This window comes from Timonella sp. A28 (assembly GCF_051200815.1).
In the GTDB taxonomy this organism is placed as follows: Bacteria; Actinomycetota; Actinomycetes; order Actinomycetales; family Cellulomonadaceae; genus Timonella.
Window position 1 is genome coordinate 509,555 of record NZ_CP195159.1, and the last position, 16,534, is coordinate 526,088.

Here is a 16,534-nt window from a genome sequence, read left to right on the forward strand (position 1 = left end):
CCTGACTCTTTTTGTGGGGTTGGTGGAAGTGTGCGGGCGTGGGTGGTTGGGGTCAAACACACTGTTGGGTTATGAAACATCAACCCGGTTTTCTTATGTGCGCGTTTGTGCGTGTGTGGGGAAGGGTGTGAGGTTTTAGCCATGTCGCATGGATGACGCTGCTTGATGGTGGTGGTTGTTTGTGTGGGTGTGGTCGTTGTTTGAGAACTGGATAGTGGACGCGAGCATCTAATCAAAAAATGATTTTATGTCTTTTTTGGTGTCTGTGATTTTGTATGAAATTTTTTGTGTTTTGTTAAGTTTTTAAGAGCACATGGTGGATGCCTTGGCATTAGGAGCCGATGAAGGACGTTGTAGCCTGCGATAAGCCTCGGGGAGTTGGCAAACGAGCTGTGATCCGAGGGTGTCCGAATGGGGAAACCCACCCCAAGTCATGTTGGGGTACTCCTTGCTGAATATATAGGCAAGGTAGAGGGAACGTCGGGAAGTGAAACATCTCAGTACCGGCAGGAAAAGATATTCCGTGAGTATTGGCGAGAGAAAGCGGATAAGGCCAAACCATATGCGTGTGATACCCGGCAGGGGTTGCGTGTATGGGGTTGTGGGACCACGTGGTTCAAGCTGCCGTTTGAACACACAGTTATCAAGTATGCGTGTAGGTGAAACTCTTGGGAAAGAGTGGCGTAGAGGGTGATACCCCCGTAACTGAAACATGTATACCTGTGTCGTGGGATCCCAAGTAGCACGGGGCCCGAGAAATCTCGTGTGAATCTGCGAAGACCACTTCGTAAGCCTAAATACTACCTAATGACCGATAGCGGATCAGTACCGTGAGGGAATGGTGAAAAGTAGCCCGGGAGGGCAGTGAAATAGTACCTGAAACCATGTGCTTACAATCCGTCGGAGCCTCCCTCGTTGGGGTGACGGCGTGCCTTTTGAAGAATGAGCCTGCGAGTTAGTGCTCAGTGGCAAGGTTAACCCGTGTGGGGCAGCCGTAGCGAAAGCGAGTCTGAATAGGGCGAATGAGTCGCTGGGTCTAGACCCGAAGCGAAGTGATCTACCCATGGGCAGGTTGAAGCGCGGGTAAGACCGCGTGGAGGACCGAACCCACCTAGGTTGAAAACTGGGGGGATGACCTGTGGGTAGGGGTGAAAGGCCAATCAAACTTCGTGATAGCTGGTTCTCCCCGAAATGCATTTAGGTGCAGCCTTACATGTTTCTTACCGGAGGTAGAGCTACTGGATAGCCGATGGGCCTCACCAGGTTACTGACGTTAGCCAAACTCCGAATGCCGGTAAGTGAGAGTGTAGGAGTGAGACTGCGGGGGATAAGCTCCGTAGTCGAGAGGGAAACAGCCCAGACCACCAGCTAAGGCCCCTAAGCGTGTGCTAAGTGGGAAAGGATGTGGAGTTGCATAGACAACCAGGAGGTTGGCTTAGAAGCAGCCACCCTTGAAAGAGTGCGTAATAGCTCACTGGTCAAGTGATTCTGCGCCGACAATGTAGCGGGGCTCAAGTACACCGCCGAAGCTGTGGCATTCACATATGTACCTAGCCCCTTTTAGGGTTCAGGTGTGTGGATGGGTAGGGGAGCGTCGTGTGGGCGATGAAGCTGCGGGGTAACCCAGTGGTGGAGACTACACGAGTGAGAATGCAGGCATGAGTAGCGAAAGACGGGTGAGAAACCCGTCCGCCGGATGATCAAGGGTTCCAGGGTCAAGTTAATCTGCCCTGGGTTAGTCGGGACCTAAGGCGAGGCCGACAGGCGTAGTCGATGGACAACTAGTTGATATTCTAGTACCGGTGAAACACCGCCCAACACAAAACACTATAAAACACCTCCCGCACTGACGCATGCATAGCCTTCGGGTTGTGTGTGGTGATGTGTGCTGGGTGTGGCGTGGTGTGGCGTGAGCGTATGAACAGGGGTGACGCAGGAAGGTAGCCAAACCGTCGCGATGGTAGACGACGGCCAAGGATGTAGCTCAAGTCTTAGGTAAATCCGGGATTCGTTTAGGGGTGAGATCTGATGGGGTTAAGTTGGTGATCCTCTGCTGCCAAGAAAAACCTCGACGCGAGGTGTTAGCCGCCCGTACCCCAAACCGACTCAGGTGATCAAGTAGAGAATACTAAGGCGATCGAGATAATTATGGTTAAGGAACTCGGCAAAATGCCCCCGTAACTTCGGGAGAAGGGGGGCCCCAACCGTGATACACACACGCTGTGTTGAGCGGATCGGGGTCGCAGAGACCAGGGAGAAGCGACTGTTTACTAAAAACACAGGTCCGTGCGAAGACGCAAGTCGATGTATACGGACTGACGCCTGCCCGGTGCTGGAAGGTTAAGAGGACTGGTCAACCACCTTTGGTGGTGAAGCTGAGAATTTAAGCCCCAGTAAACGGCGGTGGTAACTATAACCATCCTAAGGTAGCGAAATTCCTTGTCGGGTAAGTTCCGACCTGCACGAATGGCGTAACGACTTCTCCGCTGTCTCAACCATAAACTCGGCGAAATTGCAGTACGAGTAAAGATGCTCGTTACGCGCAGCAGGACGGAAAGACCCCGGGACCTTTACTATAGCTTGGTATTGGTATTCGGTATTACATGTGTAGGATAGGTGGGAGACTATGAAGCATGCACGCTAGTGTGTGTGGAGTCATCGTTGAAATACCACTCTTGTGGTTTCGGATACCTCAACCTCGAACCCTAATCGGGTTCAGGGACAGTGCCTGGTGGGTAGTTTAACTGGGGCGGTTGCCTCCTAAAATGTAACGGAGGCGCTCAAAGGTTCCCTCAGCCTGGTTGGCAATCAGGTGGCGAGTGTAAGTGCACAAGGGAGCTTGACTGTGAGACTGACAGGTCAAACAGGGACGAAAGTCGGAACTAGTGATCCGGCCATGGCTTGTGGAAGCGTGGTCGCTCAACGGATAAAAGGTACCCCGGGGATAACAGGCTGATCTTGCCCAAGAGTCCATATCGACGGCATGGTTTGGCACCTCGATGTCGGCTCGTCGCATCCTGGGGCTGGAGTAGGTCCCAAGGGTTGGGCTGTTCGCCCATTAAAGCGGTACGCGAGCTGGGTTTAGAACGTCGTGAGACAGTTCGGTCCCTATCCGCTGCGCGCGCAGGAAACTTGAGAAGACCTGTCCCTAGTACGAGAGGACCGGGACGGACGAACCTCTGGTGTGCCAGTTGTACCGCCAGGTGCATGGCTGGTTAGCTACGTTCGGAAGGGATAACCGCTGAAAGCATCTAAGCGGGAAGCCTGCTTCAAGATAAGGTTTCCAACAACATTTTGTTGTGAAGGCACCCACCAGACCAGTGGGTTGATAGGCCGGACGTGGAAGACAGGACTAACGACTGTCGCAGCTGACCGGTACTAATACGCCAACAACCTAACAACACACACACACTTACTGCACGCGTCCACTACCCAGCTCCCACACCACGACCCACCACCCCAACACACACGGGGTGAAACGATGGTGAACAAAACGTACGGCTGTCATAGCGTCAGGGAAACGCCCGGCCCCATTCCGAACCCGGAAGCTAAGCCTGACAGCGCCGATGGTACTGCACTAGCAATGGTGTGGGAGAGTAGGACACAGCCGACACACACATAACACGCCAGGCCCCACCACAACGGTGGGGCCTGACGCACACCCACACACAATTGAAAATGCAGAAGATGAATGATGCTGCATCAGTGTGTTCAACAACATCGCTACACCCTTCGAAATAACTCAGTATAAATGAGAAAATGGAGGGTATTTTTGATATCAAAAAAGGGAGCCCAAGTGAGCGGCGCAGATTCACGACGAAACGGCGGTTATGGCCGTGATTTCCGTGGCGAGAACTCTGGTAATCGTCATGATGATAGGGGACCTCGCCGCGATGAGCGTGGTTCACGTAATTTTGATCGTCGTGATGACCGTCGTGATGGTGGGTTCCGTGGCGGCCGTGACGAGCAGCGCGGTTCGCGTAACTTTGACCGCCGTGACGACCGACGCGATGACCGCCGTGAAGGCTACAACAACGACCGCCGTGGTGGATTCCGTGAGGAGAACTCCGGTAACCGTTATGGTGATGACCGTCGTGGCGGTTATGGCCGTGATTTCCGTGGCGAGAACTCTGGTAATCGTCATGATGATAGGGGACCTCGCCGCGATGAGCGTGGTTCACGTAATTTCGATCGTCGTGATGACCGTCGTGATGGTGGGTTCCGTGGCGGCCGTGACGAGCAGCGCGGGTCGCGTAACTTTGACCGCCGTGACGACCGACGCGATGACCGCCGTGGTGGATTCCGTGAGGAGAACTCCGGTAACCGTTATGGTGATGACCGTCGTGGCGGTTATGGCCGTGATTTCCGTGGCGAGAACTCTGGTAATCGTCATGATGATAGGGGACCTCGCCGCGATGAGCGTGGTTCACGTAATTTCGATCGTCGTGATGACCGTCGTGATGGTGGGTTCCGTGGCGGCCGTGACGAGCAGCGCGGGTCGCGTAACTTTGACCGCCGTGACGACCGCCGTGACGAGCAGCGCGGTTCACGTAACTTTGACCGCCGTGAAGGCTACAACAACGACCGCCGTGGTGGATTCCGTGAGGAGAACTCCGGTAACCGTTATGGTGATGACCGTCGTGGCGGTTATGGCCGTGATTTCCGTGGCGAGAACTCTGGTAATCGTCATGATGATAGGGGACCTCGCCGCGATGAGCGTGGTTCACGTAATTTCGATCGTCGTGATGACCGTCGTGATGGTGGGTTCCGTGGCGGCCGTGACGAGCAGCGCGGGTCGCGTAACTTTGACCGCCGTGACGACCGCCGTGACGAGCAGCGCGGGTCGCGTAACTTTGACCGCCGTGACGACCGACGCGATGACCGCCGTGAAGGCTACAACAACGACCGCCGTCAAGAAAGCAAGCGCCACAATGCGCCAGCTCTGCCAGATGACATTTCATTCAGCATGCTGGACCGTGATGCGCGTGGGCGTCTACGCACACTCAGCAAGGAAAACGCTGAAGCCGTTGGCCTACACCTGATCATGACTGGAAAAGCTTCTCGACTCTGATCCAGAACTTGCCTACCAGCACTCTCAAGAGGCGTTACGCCGCGGTGGACGCGTGGACATCGTCCGTGAAGCAGCAGGCCTTGCCGCATACTACACCGAACGTTATGCTGAGGCGCTTCGCGAATTTAGAACAGTTCGTCGCCTGAATGGAAGCTCAGAGCACCTCGCTATCATGGCTGACTGCGAGCGTGGTTTAGGCCGCCCAGAAAAGGCAATCGCACTAGCGCAGTCACCTGAAGCTGAAACCCTAGAAATCGATGCACAGGTTGAACTTGGAATCGTCATTGCGGGTGCACGTGCTGACCTTAACGAGTACGAGGCTGCCCTTGCTCACCTCGACTCAATCAACATTCCAACTAAACGCCGTGACCTGCACGTGCGCGTTATTGGAGCGCGTGTAGCATTACTTGAACTTCTCGGTCGTGAAGCTGAAGCTGAAGAGTTGCTTTCGCACCTGAGCCCAGCAGAAATTGCTTCTATTGAAGAGCCTCTCGGTGAAGTAGATGAAGACGTACTTGTCTTTGACTTAACAGAAGAGACCGACATCGAAGATGACGAAACCGATGAAGAAGGCGACGAGTCTGAGACTGACACAGAAGAAAAAGAAGACTAATCATGTCTGACTACATTCTGGGTTCTCACCAACCGCTAGCCGCATCATACCCATTAGCACTTGTTGACCTTGACGGCGTTGCCTACAAGGGGCATTTACCTATTGAGTATGCTGCGGAAAGTCTAGTGTCTGCACGTAACTCCGGCCTGGCTCTTGTGTTTGTCACTAACAATGCTTCACGCGAGCCAGAAGACGTTGCAGGGCAACTTACGGGGCTGGACATACCAACAAGTCCACACGAAGTGATGACTGCTGCACAAGCTTGTGCGCGACTCTTGCGCTCTCATGTGCAGCCAGGCGCAAAGGTGTTGGTTGTTGGTGGTGCGGGACTACTAACTGCAGTTCAAGCCGAAGGCTATACGGTTGTTTCTTCCACAGATGACGAACCAGATGCAGTCGCTCAAGGTTTCCATCCTTCTCTTGGGTGGGAACACTTAGCTGAGGGCGCGTATGCGGTTTCGCGTGGCGCTATTCATGTGGCGAGCAACCTTGATTTGTCTCTTCCGACGGCGCGCGGTTATGCGCCAGGGAACGGAGCTTTGGTTGGTGCTGTACAAGCAGCAACCGGAGTAAAACCGTTTAGTGCAGGAAAGCCGTCACCAGCTATGTACGACATGGCCCTTGAAAAGGCAGGTGTGTCTAGCGCGCTTGTTGTTGGTGATCGTCTTGACACAGATCTCGCAGGTGCGCGAGCAGGCGGATATCACGGTTTGCATGTTCTGACTGGGGTGAATTCTGCGCGGGATGACATCCTTGCGTTGCCACAAGAACGTCCGCATTTTATTGCCCGTGATTTGCGCGGTTTGCTTGAAACGCAACCAGAGGTAACGCGGGAAAATGAGTGGTTCATCTGCAACGATGCTCGTGTTCGTATCCTTGATGGAGCGTTAAACATTGATTCGGCGGGGGAGCCCGACGAACTAGATATTGTTCGCGCAAGTTGTAATGCAGTGTGGAGTTTTGTCGATGAGGGTGGGGAGTTCGACAACACTTCAATTCCACACTTCAGCACTCTTTAACCATAGAATTTTTTTCTTGTTAGGGAAGGTGGCTCGAAAGAGCCACCTCACTGCAAGAAAGAGCAACGATGAATAACTTTGATATGCCAATAACAGACAACGCAGATATTTTTGATGTGGAGCAGCGTATTACTGATGCTGAACTTCACGAACATACTCCCATTTACGAGCAACTTATTGCGGAACTAAAACAAGAACTCGATAACGGTTCTCGCTAACACAAGGAATAACCGGTGCGTTTGGATCAGCTTCTCGTTGAAAACGGAATGGCGCGATCACGTTCTCGTGCCACTCAACTCATCAGTGCAGGGCTTGTGACTGTGAATGGGAAGGTCATTCACAAACCGGCATATAAAATCGAACCTGATGATGTTTTAGCTGTGCAGCATCAACCACAAGATGACTACGTCTCTCGAGCGGCCTTCAAGCTTGCGCGTACATGTGAAGCCATCGGTACTGAAAATCTTGTTTTGCATAAAACAGCTGCTCTTGACATTGGTGCTTCGACAGGCGGCTTCACTCAGGTTCTTTTACTTAACGGCGTAGAACATGTTGTGTCTCTTGATGTAGGGCACGATCAGCTTGTACCTGAATTACGCAATGATGAGCGGGTTACAGTCATTGAAGGGTTTAATGCCCGCAATCTGACAGTCAATGATTTACCGTATCGTCCAGAAGTCATTGTGTCCGATGTTTCTTTTATTTCTTTGACGCATCTCATACCGGCTATCGCCAGTGTTGCTACATCTGTAACTGAGACTCTCCTCATGGTGAAACCACAATTTGAGGTGGGGAAAGAACACGTAAGTTCTTCTGGTGTTGTGACTGATCCAGTCTTACACGTGTCGGCGATTAACCAAGTTGTCCAAGCTGGATATGACTGTGGCTTAGCCGTGCACGCTATTATTCCTAGCGCGTTGCCTGGACCGCACGGGAACCGAGAATTTTTTGTTTGGTTTCGCAGTATTATCCACCCGAACAGCGGTTACTCCGATACGGTAGGAGAAGGAAACACAGGTTTTTTGGATGAACAGCATTACCGTGATGTGGTTGCTCGTACGGTGGAGAGAGCTGTTCTCGGGAAAACTCCTGCTGTGACACGCAAAAACTTTCACAACGAAGATGCTGTAACCAGCGGAAGAAAAGCGCGTGGCATTCCACAAGAGCAAGATGTACCGAAAACTGAAGTGTATTGGGTAAGGGAGAGCTGAAATATGTCACGTAATGTTCTGCTCGTTACCCATAGTGGACGGCAAGAAGCCCTTGATGGCTTACGCGCAACGATTCCGGCTTTGCGTGAACTGGGGTTTTCCATTTATGTGGTGGATTTACCTGATGCACTTGTCGAAGAACTGAACGTTGAAGTATTTGATCCTTCGCTTTTACATAACAGCACTCGAATCGATGATTTCGAGATAGTGGTTGTGCTCGGAGGGGACGGCACAATTTTGCGTGCTGCTGAGCTTGTGTTTGGTTCTACGGTTCCCGTTTTAGGAATCAATCTGGGGCATGTTGGGTTTCTAGCGGAGTCCGAGCGTGATGATCTTGGTGAGTCTGTGCGTAGAATCGCTCGACGGGATTACGAAGTTGAAGAGCGCCGCGTCTTGCAGGTTGCCGTGCACCGCCCGGGCTTTGCAGAACCGGTACGGGATTGGGCTCTTAATGAGGCAGCGATAGAGAAATCTGAACCTGCGCGGATGGTTGAAGTCGCTATTTCTGTTGATAATAGGCCTGTTTCCTCCTTTGGATGCGATGCGGTTATTACCGCAACTGCTACCGGGTCAACTGCGCACGCGTTTTCAGCAGGAGGGCCAGTGGTATGGCCTGACGTTGCCGCAAAAGTTGTAGTGCCTGTTGCGGCGCATGCTCTTTTTGCAAGACCGCTTGTGGTTGGTCCTGGAAGTGACGTGCAGATTGATGTGTTGTCGCGATCTATGGTTTCGGGAGTGCTTATTACTGATGGGCGTCGTCAGACAGCGCTGCCGCCAGGTTCACGTGTTGAGCTGCGTACGAGTGCTACTCCAATAGTGTTTGCGCGCTTAAGTATTTCGACTTTTACAGACAGGCTAGTGTCGAAATTTAAGTTACCTGTGGCTGGATGGCGTAATGCTGAGCCACGTAACTCTATGTCTTCAGCTGATTTACATGCGCGTTTTGTAAAACGTGATGGCGGTTCAGGGAGTGAATGAGTGCTAGAAGAAATAACTATTGAGAATCTGGGTGTTATCTCAGGGGCTCAAGTAGAGCTCAACGCTGGACTGACTGCGATTACAGGTGAGACCGGTGCCGGTAAGACGATGGTATTGACTGGGTTATCGTTGCTTATGGGCGCGAAAACGGACCCTGCTACTGTGCGTTCTGGTGCTGCGACTGCAGTCGTTGAGGGGCGTATTAGTGCATTGAATCCGACTGTCCGTTCGATGGTGGATGATGCCGGTGGGATGCTCGACGACGACGAAGCCTTAATTGTGTCTCGTACTGTTGCTGCGGCTGGGCGTTCGCGTACTTTTCTTGGTGGGCGTTCTGTTCCTGCGCAGGTGCTTTCTGATGTCTCACGTGAATTAGTGACGATTCATGGCCAGTCAGAGCAGATGCGGCTGCGTACGCCGTCGAAACAACGTGAAGCACTTGACGAGTTTGCTGGGATTGAACATGAGGCACTGTTAGCTCAATATCGCTCAACGTGGACTCAACATGCAGAAGCGCGTGATCGTCTTGAACAGATTGTTACAGCGCAGCAAGAGCGTGCACGGGAAGCCGAACTTTTACGAATCGGTGTGCAAGAAGTTGAGCGTGTGAATCCGCAGCCGCGCGAAGATAGCGAATTGGCTGGCGAGGCTGTTAAGTTAAGCAATATTGAGTCGTTGCGTTCCGGCGTGGATGAAGCTCATTCCTTGTTGAGCGGCTCTGATATTGCAGAAGCCGAATATGCGCATAATGTTTTAGATCTTCTTGATCAGATTGTGCGGGCACTAGAGTCAGCGTGTGAGCATGACACTGAGCTAACTGGTTGTGTTGAAAAAACACGAGAGGCAACTTTTGTTCTTTCTGATGTGGCGACGGAACTTGCTCAGTATCTTGCTTCGTTGGAGTCTGATCCTGCCCGGTTGGAAGCCGTTGAATTACGTCGTTCTGAACTGACTGCACTTACTCGAACATACGGTGAAACTATTGACGAGGTTTTGGCGTGGGCAAGTGATGCAGGTTTGCGGTTGCTTGAGCTGGAAGACGATTCAGCTTTAATTGAGCGTCTAGGTGCAGAAGCTGACGCGTTACATGCTGAACTTGAGTTGTTGTCAGCGCAATTAACTGAAGGCCGTAAAAAGGCGGCCGCGCTCTTGAGCGCAGCAGTGACTGAAGAACTTGCTGGTTTGGCGATGAAAGGTTCACGTATCGATGTCGCTGTTGAAGGGGACAGCGAACTAGGTCCGTGGGGTGCCGATACGGTTGCTATGTTGTTGACTCCGCACCCTGGCGCCCCTGCGCGGCCTCTGGGGAAAGGCGCGTCAGGCGGTGAACTGTCACGTGTCATGCTTGCTTTAGAAGTGACCTTGGCAACGGCTTCAACGTCGGGTGCTCGCGGTGTTCCCACCATGATTTTCGATGAGGTTGATGCTGGTGTGGGAGGTAAAGCGGCCTTAGAGATTGGTAGTAGACTTGCTCGTTTGGCGCAAACCTTTCAAGTGATTGTGGTAACACACCTACCACAAGTCGCCGCATTTGCTGATCAGCAACTTGTGGTTACGAAGGGTACGAGTCGTGCAGATGATGCAGGCGGCGACCTAGTTACGCAATCAGGGCTTAAAGTAGTCACTGGTCGTGAACGTGTTTCAGAATTGGCGCGCATGCTTTCTGGACAGGACGAATCTGCTGCTGCACTTGAGCATGCTGAAGAACTACTGAATATGGCGTCTGTGAGATCATTGAGTTGATGAAGTTAAAAAGAACAAGCCGGGTTGTTAGCCAGCCGAGTGATGCTTTAGCTGGGGTCGCAAAAGTCGACCGTCGTACTAAAGACCTAACAAAGCGAATCGAGCCCGGCGATATTGCCGTTATTAATCATACGGACATTGACCGTGTGGCTGCAGACGCTTTGGTTGCCGCTAAACCAGGCGCTGTTCTTAATGCCGCAAAATCTATTTCTGGTAGGTACCCAAACTTGGGTCCAGGAATATTGATCGAGGCTGGCATCCCACTTATTGATGATCTTGGTCCTGATGTGATGGGCATCAAAGAAGGAAAGATCATTGAAGTAAAAGACGATGCCGTTTACTTAGATGGTGACCTCGTCGCTGAGGGCGTAACGCAAACTGAAGAGTTAATTGCTGCTCGTCTTGAAGAAGCTCGTGAGGGTCTGTCTGTGCAGCTGGAGTCATTTGCTGCAAACACGATGGATTATTTGCGTAAAGAGCGCGATCTTCTGCTGGATGGTGTGGGTGTTCCCGCCATTAAAACTTCTATTGAAGGTCGGCAAGTTCTTATTGTGGTGCGTGGATACCACTACAAGGAGGACCTACAGACACTACGCCCGTACATTAAGGAATACAGGCCCATCCTTATCGGCGTAGACGGTGGTGCTGACGCTATTTTAGAGGCCGGTTGGCAGCCTGATTTAATTGTTGGGGATATGGATTCTGTCTCCGATAAAGCATTGAAATGCGGTGCAGAGATTGTTGTGCATGCGTATCGTGACGGGCGAGCCCCCGGCACCGAACGTATTGAGGCGTTGGGTGTGGAACATATTGTCTTCCCTGCGACAGGAACAAGTGAAGACATTGCGATGCTGCTTGCCGACGATCTTGGCGCTGAACTGATCGTTGCGGTTGGAACACACGTCACGTTAGTTGAATTCTTAGACAAAGGCCGCGCGGGAATGGCGTCAACGTTTTTGACGCGACTGCGTGTCGGCGGGAAACTAGTAGACGCTAAAGGTGTGTCTAGGCTTTACCGGCAGCGTATTTCTAATGGGCAACTCATCTTGTTGGCAGGAGCAGGGCTTATCGCTGTGATAACTGCTCTTGCATCTACGTCGATGGGGCAAACACTTTTCGGGATTACCGGCGCACGGTTTGATGACTTGTGGTCGTGGTTGGGTAATCTTGCGTGGTGGAATCAGCAGTAACATCACATTTGTAACGACTAAAGCATAGAAGGCACGTAGCACATTGATTGACTTCAGGTATCACATCGTCTCTTTGATTTCGGTGTTCCTTGCATTAGCAGTAGGTATTATTCTCGGCGCTGGACCGTTGAAAGACACCATTGGAAACGAATTAACCGGTCAAGTTGATCAACTGCGTGAGGAAAAGGACGCCATTCGTAACGTTCTTGAAGTAAAAGAACGTTCAAATGCAAACCTTAACGACTACATTGCTGCGTCGTCGAAGCGCGTAGCAAAAAACACTTTGCCAAACCGACGCATTGCCGTGATTCAAACGGGCGAGGTTTCTGATGAGGTGTATGACAAGGTTGAACAGCAGCTGACGTATGCGGGTGCTACCGTCACTGCGCGACTGTCACTTGGTCAAGCGTGGACGGCTGCTGATCAGGCTGATGCACGTCAGTCGTATGCAACGTCATTGACTGAATATGTTCCAGAAGACAAGAAGGAACTTCAGGCTGACAAGCTTCTTGCCTCGGCGCTTATGGTTGCGCTTTCCGAAAAATCTGCGGTGAGTGCCGACGAAATGTCAGCCAATGCTGGTCTTGCCCTAGATATTCTTGATGGCGCGGACCTCATTGACTTGGTCAAATACACACCAACTCCGGTCGATGCTGTTGTCATGATTGATGCTTCGAACGTCCTTCCTGACGACGCTACAGACGCCCCTGACTTTAGTGCTGCTTCTGCGTTGCAGCTTAATGTTGCAGAAGCCGCTGCTCGGCAAACTGAGGGTGTTGTGGTTTCGACAGCAACTGTTGTAGAGACAGACCTTGTTACCACAATCCGCGAAAATGCTTCTTCGTTGAAGCTTATTGCGACGGTTTCTGACGTTGATGAGCCTGTTGGAGCTTTGAACACTCCACTTGCTTTATCTGCGGCTATTGGCGGAAAATTTGGCCATTTCGGGTTTGAATCAAATGCTACGGCACTTGTCCCTGCAGCTGTCGTGCTCCCAGAACCCGACCGTACAGTTACGGGTGTTGAACCAACAGAACAACAAAACAGCGATGAGGATAACGGAAACTAATTATGGGATCGGTGACGCGTGTTGTAGGTGCCGTCGTTATTGCGGCAGGAGCAACTATTGGTGTACGAAAATTTCTTGATCGTAACCAGATAGGTGACCCACAACAGTGGATGCGCACTAATCACCGTGACGAACCGATTTCCCTGCTAGAAGGACCGTCAGTCGCGGCAGGAGCGGCTGCTGGGAGCCTTATCGCTGGTTCTCCTTATTGTGCAGAGCGTGCAGCACAAGTTGTTGCGACATTGGGTGCTGGGGCTTTTGGTCTATACGATGACCTGAAAGAAGACACCTCAACTCGGGCAAAAGGTTTGAGCGGCCATTTGGCTGCTTTCCGAGAAGGTACTTTAACCACGGGTGGACTGAAAGTTCTCGGTATTGGTGCGTCAGCGTTTGTAGCTTCTGTTTTTACCAACACAGGTAAGCCTGGACGCAACGTTTTTGATGTTTTCCTTGATGCTGCTGCTATCGCTGGGGCTGCTAACTTGATGAACTTGTTAGATTTGCGTCCCGGACGGGCTCTAAAGGTGACAATCGCGGCAGGTGCACTTTTGACACTTTCAGGTCGTAGTGCGGGTGGGCCTCTGCTTGGTGCTGCTGCGGCAGCCTGGAACGGCGATCTACAAGAACGCGACATGCTGGGAGACTGCGGCGCTAACGCATTAGGCGCACTCGTAGGAACAGCGTTTACCCAAAACACCCACCGTGGTACACGTGTTTTGGGTGTCGCAGGTATCGTCGGCCTTACCCTAGCAAGCGAGCGCGTAAGCTTTTCGCAAGTTATTGTGCAGACACCATGGCTCAACACGGTAGACATGCTTGGTCGTCGTCCAGCGCAAGAAACGCAAAGTGCACCAACAGTTAACGAGCAGGATAGCGAAGAACCACGTCCGTGAACTCGAGATTCTCGGGAGCACTACAAACACTTGCAGGTGCGGCTGTTCTTATTAGTGCGGTCACTCTTGTAAGCCGTTTGTTGGGGTTTGTGCGCTCTATGGCGCAGGCGACATGGGTTGGTACGGGCGGTATTGCAGAACCCTATAGTGTTGCCAACCAACTCCCAAACATCCTTTTTGAAGTTGTGGCTGGTGGTGCTTTAGCTGGTGCTGTTGTGCCTCTGCTAGCTGGTGCTCTAGCCAAAAAAGATACCGACGCATTACGGCAGGCCGCATCCGCGCTGCTGACGTGGACTTTAGCGGCGCTCATTCCATTGTCCGTTGTTGTTGTGGTTTTTGCTCCGCAGATCGTGGCGTTCCTTGCAAGCATGCGCACTGACGAACTCAACGATGCGGCCATATTTTTCTTACGTGTTTTTGCTGTACAGATCCCGCTTTATGGTGTCGGTATCGTGTGTGGTGGTGTCTTGCATGCGCATAAACGGTTTTTATGGCCGGCTCTTGCACCATTATTTTCTTCGCTGGTTGTGATCGGCGCCTACTATGCTTTTGGGCAGCTGGCGCAGGGGCATCAACAAACTCCAGGTTTGCTCTCAGAGCAAGCAATGAACGTACTTGCATGGGGCACAACAGCTGGTGTTTTCGCTATGGCCATAACAATGGCTGCCCCTCTTGCATCGTTAAAGTTAAAATTGCGTCCTACGTTTTCTTTCCCCGGCGATATGGGACGACGAGCACGCAACCTAGCGTTCGCGGGCGTAGGTGCACTGCTCGCGCAACAACTAACCATGATTGTTGTTATGCGGATGTCAACGAGTTATGGGACGCCGGAAACGTTTAACCTTTTTCAATACTCGCAGGCAGTCTATGTGCTGCCTTATGCGGTGCTTGTGGTTCCTCTTGCGACAAGTATGTTCCCCAGAATTTCGGCTCTGGCCGCTCAGGGAGAAGAACAACGTTTCGCTGCGATGTCTGCTCGAACAACCAAAATTGTTCTTGTTATCTCCGCGTTTGCTGTCGCAATGCTTATTGCAGCAGCACAACCTATTGAAGATTTCTTTGCAACCTTTACTGACGGCTCTGTAACTGGAATGGCTCAAGCTATTGCTTGGTCAGCTCCAGGGCTGATCGGGTTCTCACTGATCTTGTTATCAACGCGTATTCTTTACGCACAAGACCACGGTAAAGCTGCAGTAACAGCAACGGCGATAGGGTGGTTGACTGCCGCTGTGCTCACCGCCGTTGTGCCGCTATTACCTACATTCCGGGATCGCCCGGAACTGACACTGACCATCATCAGCGGTGCGCAAGCCCTCGGCATGACCGTGGCAGGAATTTTACTTGTGTGGGCGGTACGACGATGCTGCGGACACGACAGCGTTACCGGGGTTACCCGTACAGGTTTCCTTGCTATCGCCATCGCAGTCTTAGGTGCCGGTGCCGGAGCAATTGTTGCGCAACACATTCCCGAATGGGGAACGCCCTTGTGGGCTGCAATAAGCACGGGTGTGTGCGCTGCTGGTGTCGCTGTTGCCGTTGCGTTCATCTGCCTCATCGCGGTTGATCGTTCCCTCATCCAACATGTCCGTACGCTTCGAACACAATAGAAGGTGAGACTTCGAACTATGCGTGTTACCCAACTATTAGGTTCAAGTGCAGGCGGCGTTGCACAACATGTTGCACAAATATCGTCTTTGCTGTCGCACGACAACACAGATGTGCTCATCGCGTCTCCGTCAACATTGCATGACAAATTTTCTTCTATTGCTCGTCACCAAGCCGTAGAAATTGCTGACCGGCCACAATTAAGTGACATACAAGTAGTGCGGCAGTTACGGCACCTCGCGGGGCAAACAGATGTTATGCATGCGCATGGGTTACGGGCAGCTGCGCTTGCAGGTATTGCGGTGCGTACGTTACCGAAAGCACGTCGTCCTCGGTTTATTGTTACCCTGCACAATATGCCGGTGGGTTCCAAACACGTTCACCTGATTGCTCAGGTGCTAGAAAAGATTGTGGCTCGAACGGCGGATGCTGTTGTGGGTGTGTCCATGGATATCGTCGACCATATGAAAAACCGCGGTGCACACACACAAGGCCGCGCGCTTGTGCCTGCACCTGTTTTAACTAGCAGCAGCGAAAACCCTGCCAAGGTTCGACAACAGCTAGTAGGTGAGTTAGACCTTCCTGCAGATTCTTCTATTGTGTTGACGATTGCACGGCTAGCCCCACAAAAAGGGTTAGACACTCTTATCTCTGCTGCTCAGATCCTTCAAGACAGCACTTCTCGTCCTTGTGTGTGGCTTGTGGCAGGGGACGGCCCACTCGCACCACAACTTAACAACGCGATCGAAGAAAACAATGCACCAGTGGTGTTGCTTGGTCGTCGAAACGACATTGCAGAACTTTTACACGCAAGCGATGTTGTTGTGAACGCTGCAGTATGGGAAGGGCAACCAATTGCGGTTCAAGAAGCCCTACAAGCTGGAAAAGCCATAGTTGCAACTGACGCAGGCGGAACCCGAGAAGTTACTGGGGATGCCGCAATACTGACCGAGGTGTCAAACGCCGCGGAAATGGCTGCAGCAATTCACACACTTTTGCACAACCCTGAAGAAAAAGCTGCATATGAGCAGCGGGCGAAAAAACAAGCAGACACTTTGCCAACAGCCGCAGAAGTACTGGCCTCTTTGCACCAACTATACGGCGGGGAAGCGCAATAGTTACTTTTCGTCCTGTTGCTCCTC

General features: G+C 52.0%; 12 protein-coding genes and 2 rRNA genes. All 14 read left to right on the top strand.

What is annotated here, in order from left to right:
• Positions 1–293: 293 nt before the first annotated feature.
• Positions 294–3,402 (top strand): 23S ribosomal RNA (locus tag ACR9EC_RS02430).
• Between the two features lie 94 nt (positions 3,403–3,496).
• Positions 3,497–3,613 (top strand): 5S ribosomal RNA (rrf, locus tag ACR9EC_RS02435).
• A gap of 183 nt (positions 3,614–3,796) precedes the next feature.
• Positions 3,797–5,071: a hypothetical protein gene (locus ACR9EC_RS02440; protein ID WP_435299931.1), complete on the top strand. Its 1,275-nt coding sequence runs from the start codon at positions 3,797–3,799 to the stop codon at positions 5,069–5,071.
• Positions 5,072–5,123: 52 nt separating this feature from the next.
• On the top strand, positions 5,124–5,684 hold the full coding sequence (locus ACR9EC_RS02445) for a hypothetical protein (RefSeq protein WP_435299932.1): 561 nt from the start codon (positions 5,124–5,126) through the stop codon (positions 5,682–5,684).
• A gap of 2 nt (positions 5,685–5,686) precedes the next feature.
• Complete coding sequence (locus ACR9EC_RS02450) at positions 5,687–6,703, top strand: HAD-IIA family hydrolase (RefSeq protein WP_435299933.1); 1,017 nt, start codon at positions 5,687–5,689, stop codon at positions 6,701–6,703.
• 68 nt (positions 6,704–6,771) lie between these two features.
• The gene (locus tag ACR9EC_RS02455) at positions 6,772–6,921 is read left to right on the top strand and encodes a hypothetical protein (RefSeq protein WP_435299934.1); all 150 of its coding nucleotides are present in this window, start codon (positions 6,772–6,774) and stop codon (positions 6,919–6,921) included.
• A 15-nt stretch (positions 6,922–6,936) separates the two neighbouring features.
• Positions 6,937–7,914: a TlyA family RNA methyltransferase gene (locus ACR9EC_RS02460; protein ID WP_435299935.1), complete on the top strand. Its 978-nt coding sequence runs from the start codon at positions 6,937–6,939 to the stop codon at positions 7,912–7,914.
• Between the two features lie 3 nt (positions 7,915–7,917).
• A complete protein-coding gene (locus tag ACR9EC_RS02465) occupies positions 7,918–8,892 on the top strand; it encodes an NAD kinase (RefSeq protein WP_435299936.1) in 975 nt (324 codons plus the stop codon).
• Positions 8,893–10,635, top strand: coding sequence for a DNA repair protein RecN (recN, locus tag ACR9EC_RS02470; RefSeq protein WP_435299937.1), 1,743 nt, complete (start codon positions 8,893–8,895; stop codon positions 10,633–10,635).
• Positions 10,635–11,825: a putative cytokinetic ring protein SteA gene (gene steA, locus ACR9EC_RS02475; protein WP_435299938.1), complete on the top strand. Its 1,191-nt coding sequence runs from the start codon at positions 10,635–10,637 to the stop codon at positions 11,823–11,825. The genes recN and steA overlap by 1 nt, the downstream gene beginning before the upstream one ends.
• A gap of 43 nt (positions 11,826–11,868) precedes the next feature.
• Positions 11,869–12,894, top strand: a complete 1,026-nt coding sequence (locus ACR9EC_RS02480) for a copper transporter (RefSeq protein ID WP_435299939.1) — start codon at positions 11,869–11,871, stop codon at positions 12,892–12,894.
• 2 nt (positions 12,895–12,896) lie between these two features.
• Positions 12,897–13,787, top strand: coding sequence for a hypothetical protein (locus ACR9EC_RS02485; protein WP_435299940.1), 891 nt, complete (start codon positions 12,897–12,899; stop codon positions 13,785–13,787).
• Positions 13,784–15,394 carry a murein biosynthesis integral membrane protein MurJ gene (gene murJ, locus ACR9EC_RS02490; RefSeq protein WP_435299941.1) on the top strand — a complete coding sequence of 537 codons (1,611 nt, stop codon included), beginning with the start codon at positions 13,784–13,786 and terminating at the stop codon, positions 15,392–15,394. Before ACR9EC_RS02485 ends, murJ begins: the two co-directional genes overlap by 4 nt.
• An 18-nt stretch (positions 15,395–15,412) precedes the next feature.
• Entirely contained in the window at positions 15,413–16,510 is a 1,098-nt protein-coding gene (locus ACR9EC_RS02495) for a glycosyltransferase (RefSeq protein ID WP_435299942.1), read from the top strand.
• Positions 16,511–16,534 lie beyond the last annotated feature (24 nt).

Coding starts and splice junctions, on each gene's coding strand:
- ACR9EC_RS02450 (WP_435299933.1), top strand. CDS start 5,687: ATGTCTGACTACATTCTGGGTTCTCACCAACCGCTAGCCGCATCATAC.
- ACR9EC_RS02455 (WP_435299934.1), top strand. CDS start 6,772: ATGAATAACTTTGATATGCCAATAACAGACAACGCAGATATTTTTGAT.
- ACR9EC_RS02465 (WP_435299936.1), top strand. CDS start 7,918: ATGTCACGTAATGTTCTGCTCGTTACCCATAGTGGACGGCAAGAAGCC.
- steA (WP_435299938.1), top strand. CDS start 10,635: ATGAAGTTAAAAAGAACAAGCCGGGTTGTTAGCCAGCCGAGTGATGCT.
- ACR9EC_RS02485 (WP_435299940.1), top strand. CDS start 12,897: ATGGGATCGGTGACGCGTGTTGTAGGTGCCGTCGTTATTGCGGCAGGA.
- ACR9EC_RS02495 (WP_435299942.1), top strand. CDS start 15,413: ATGCGTGTTACCCAACTATTAGGTTCAAGTGCAGGCGGCGTTGCACAA.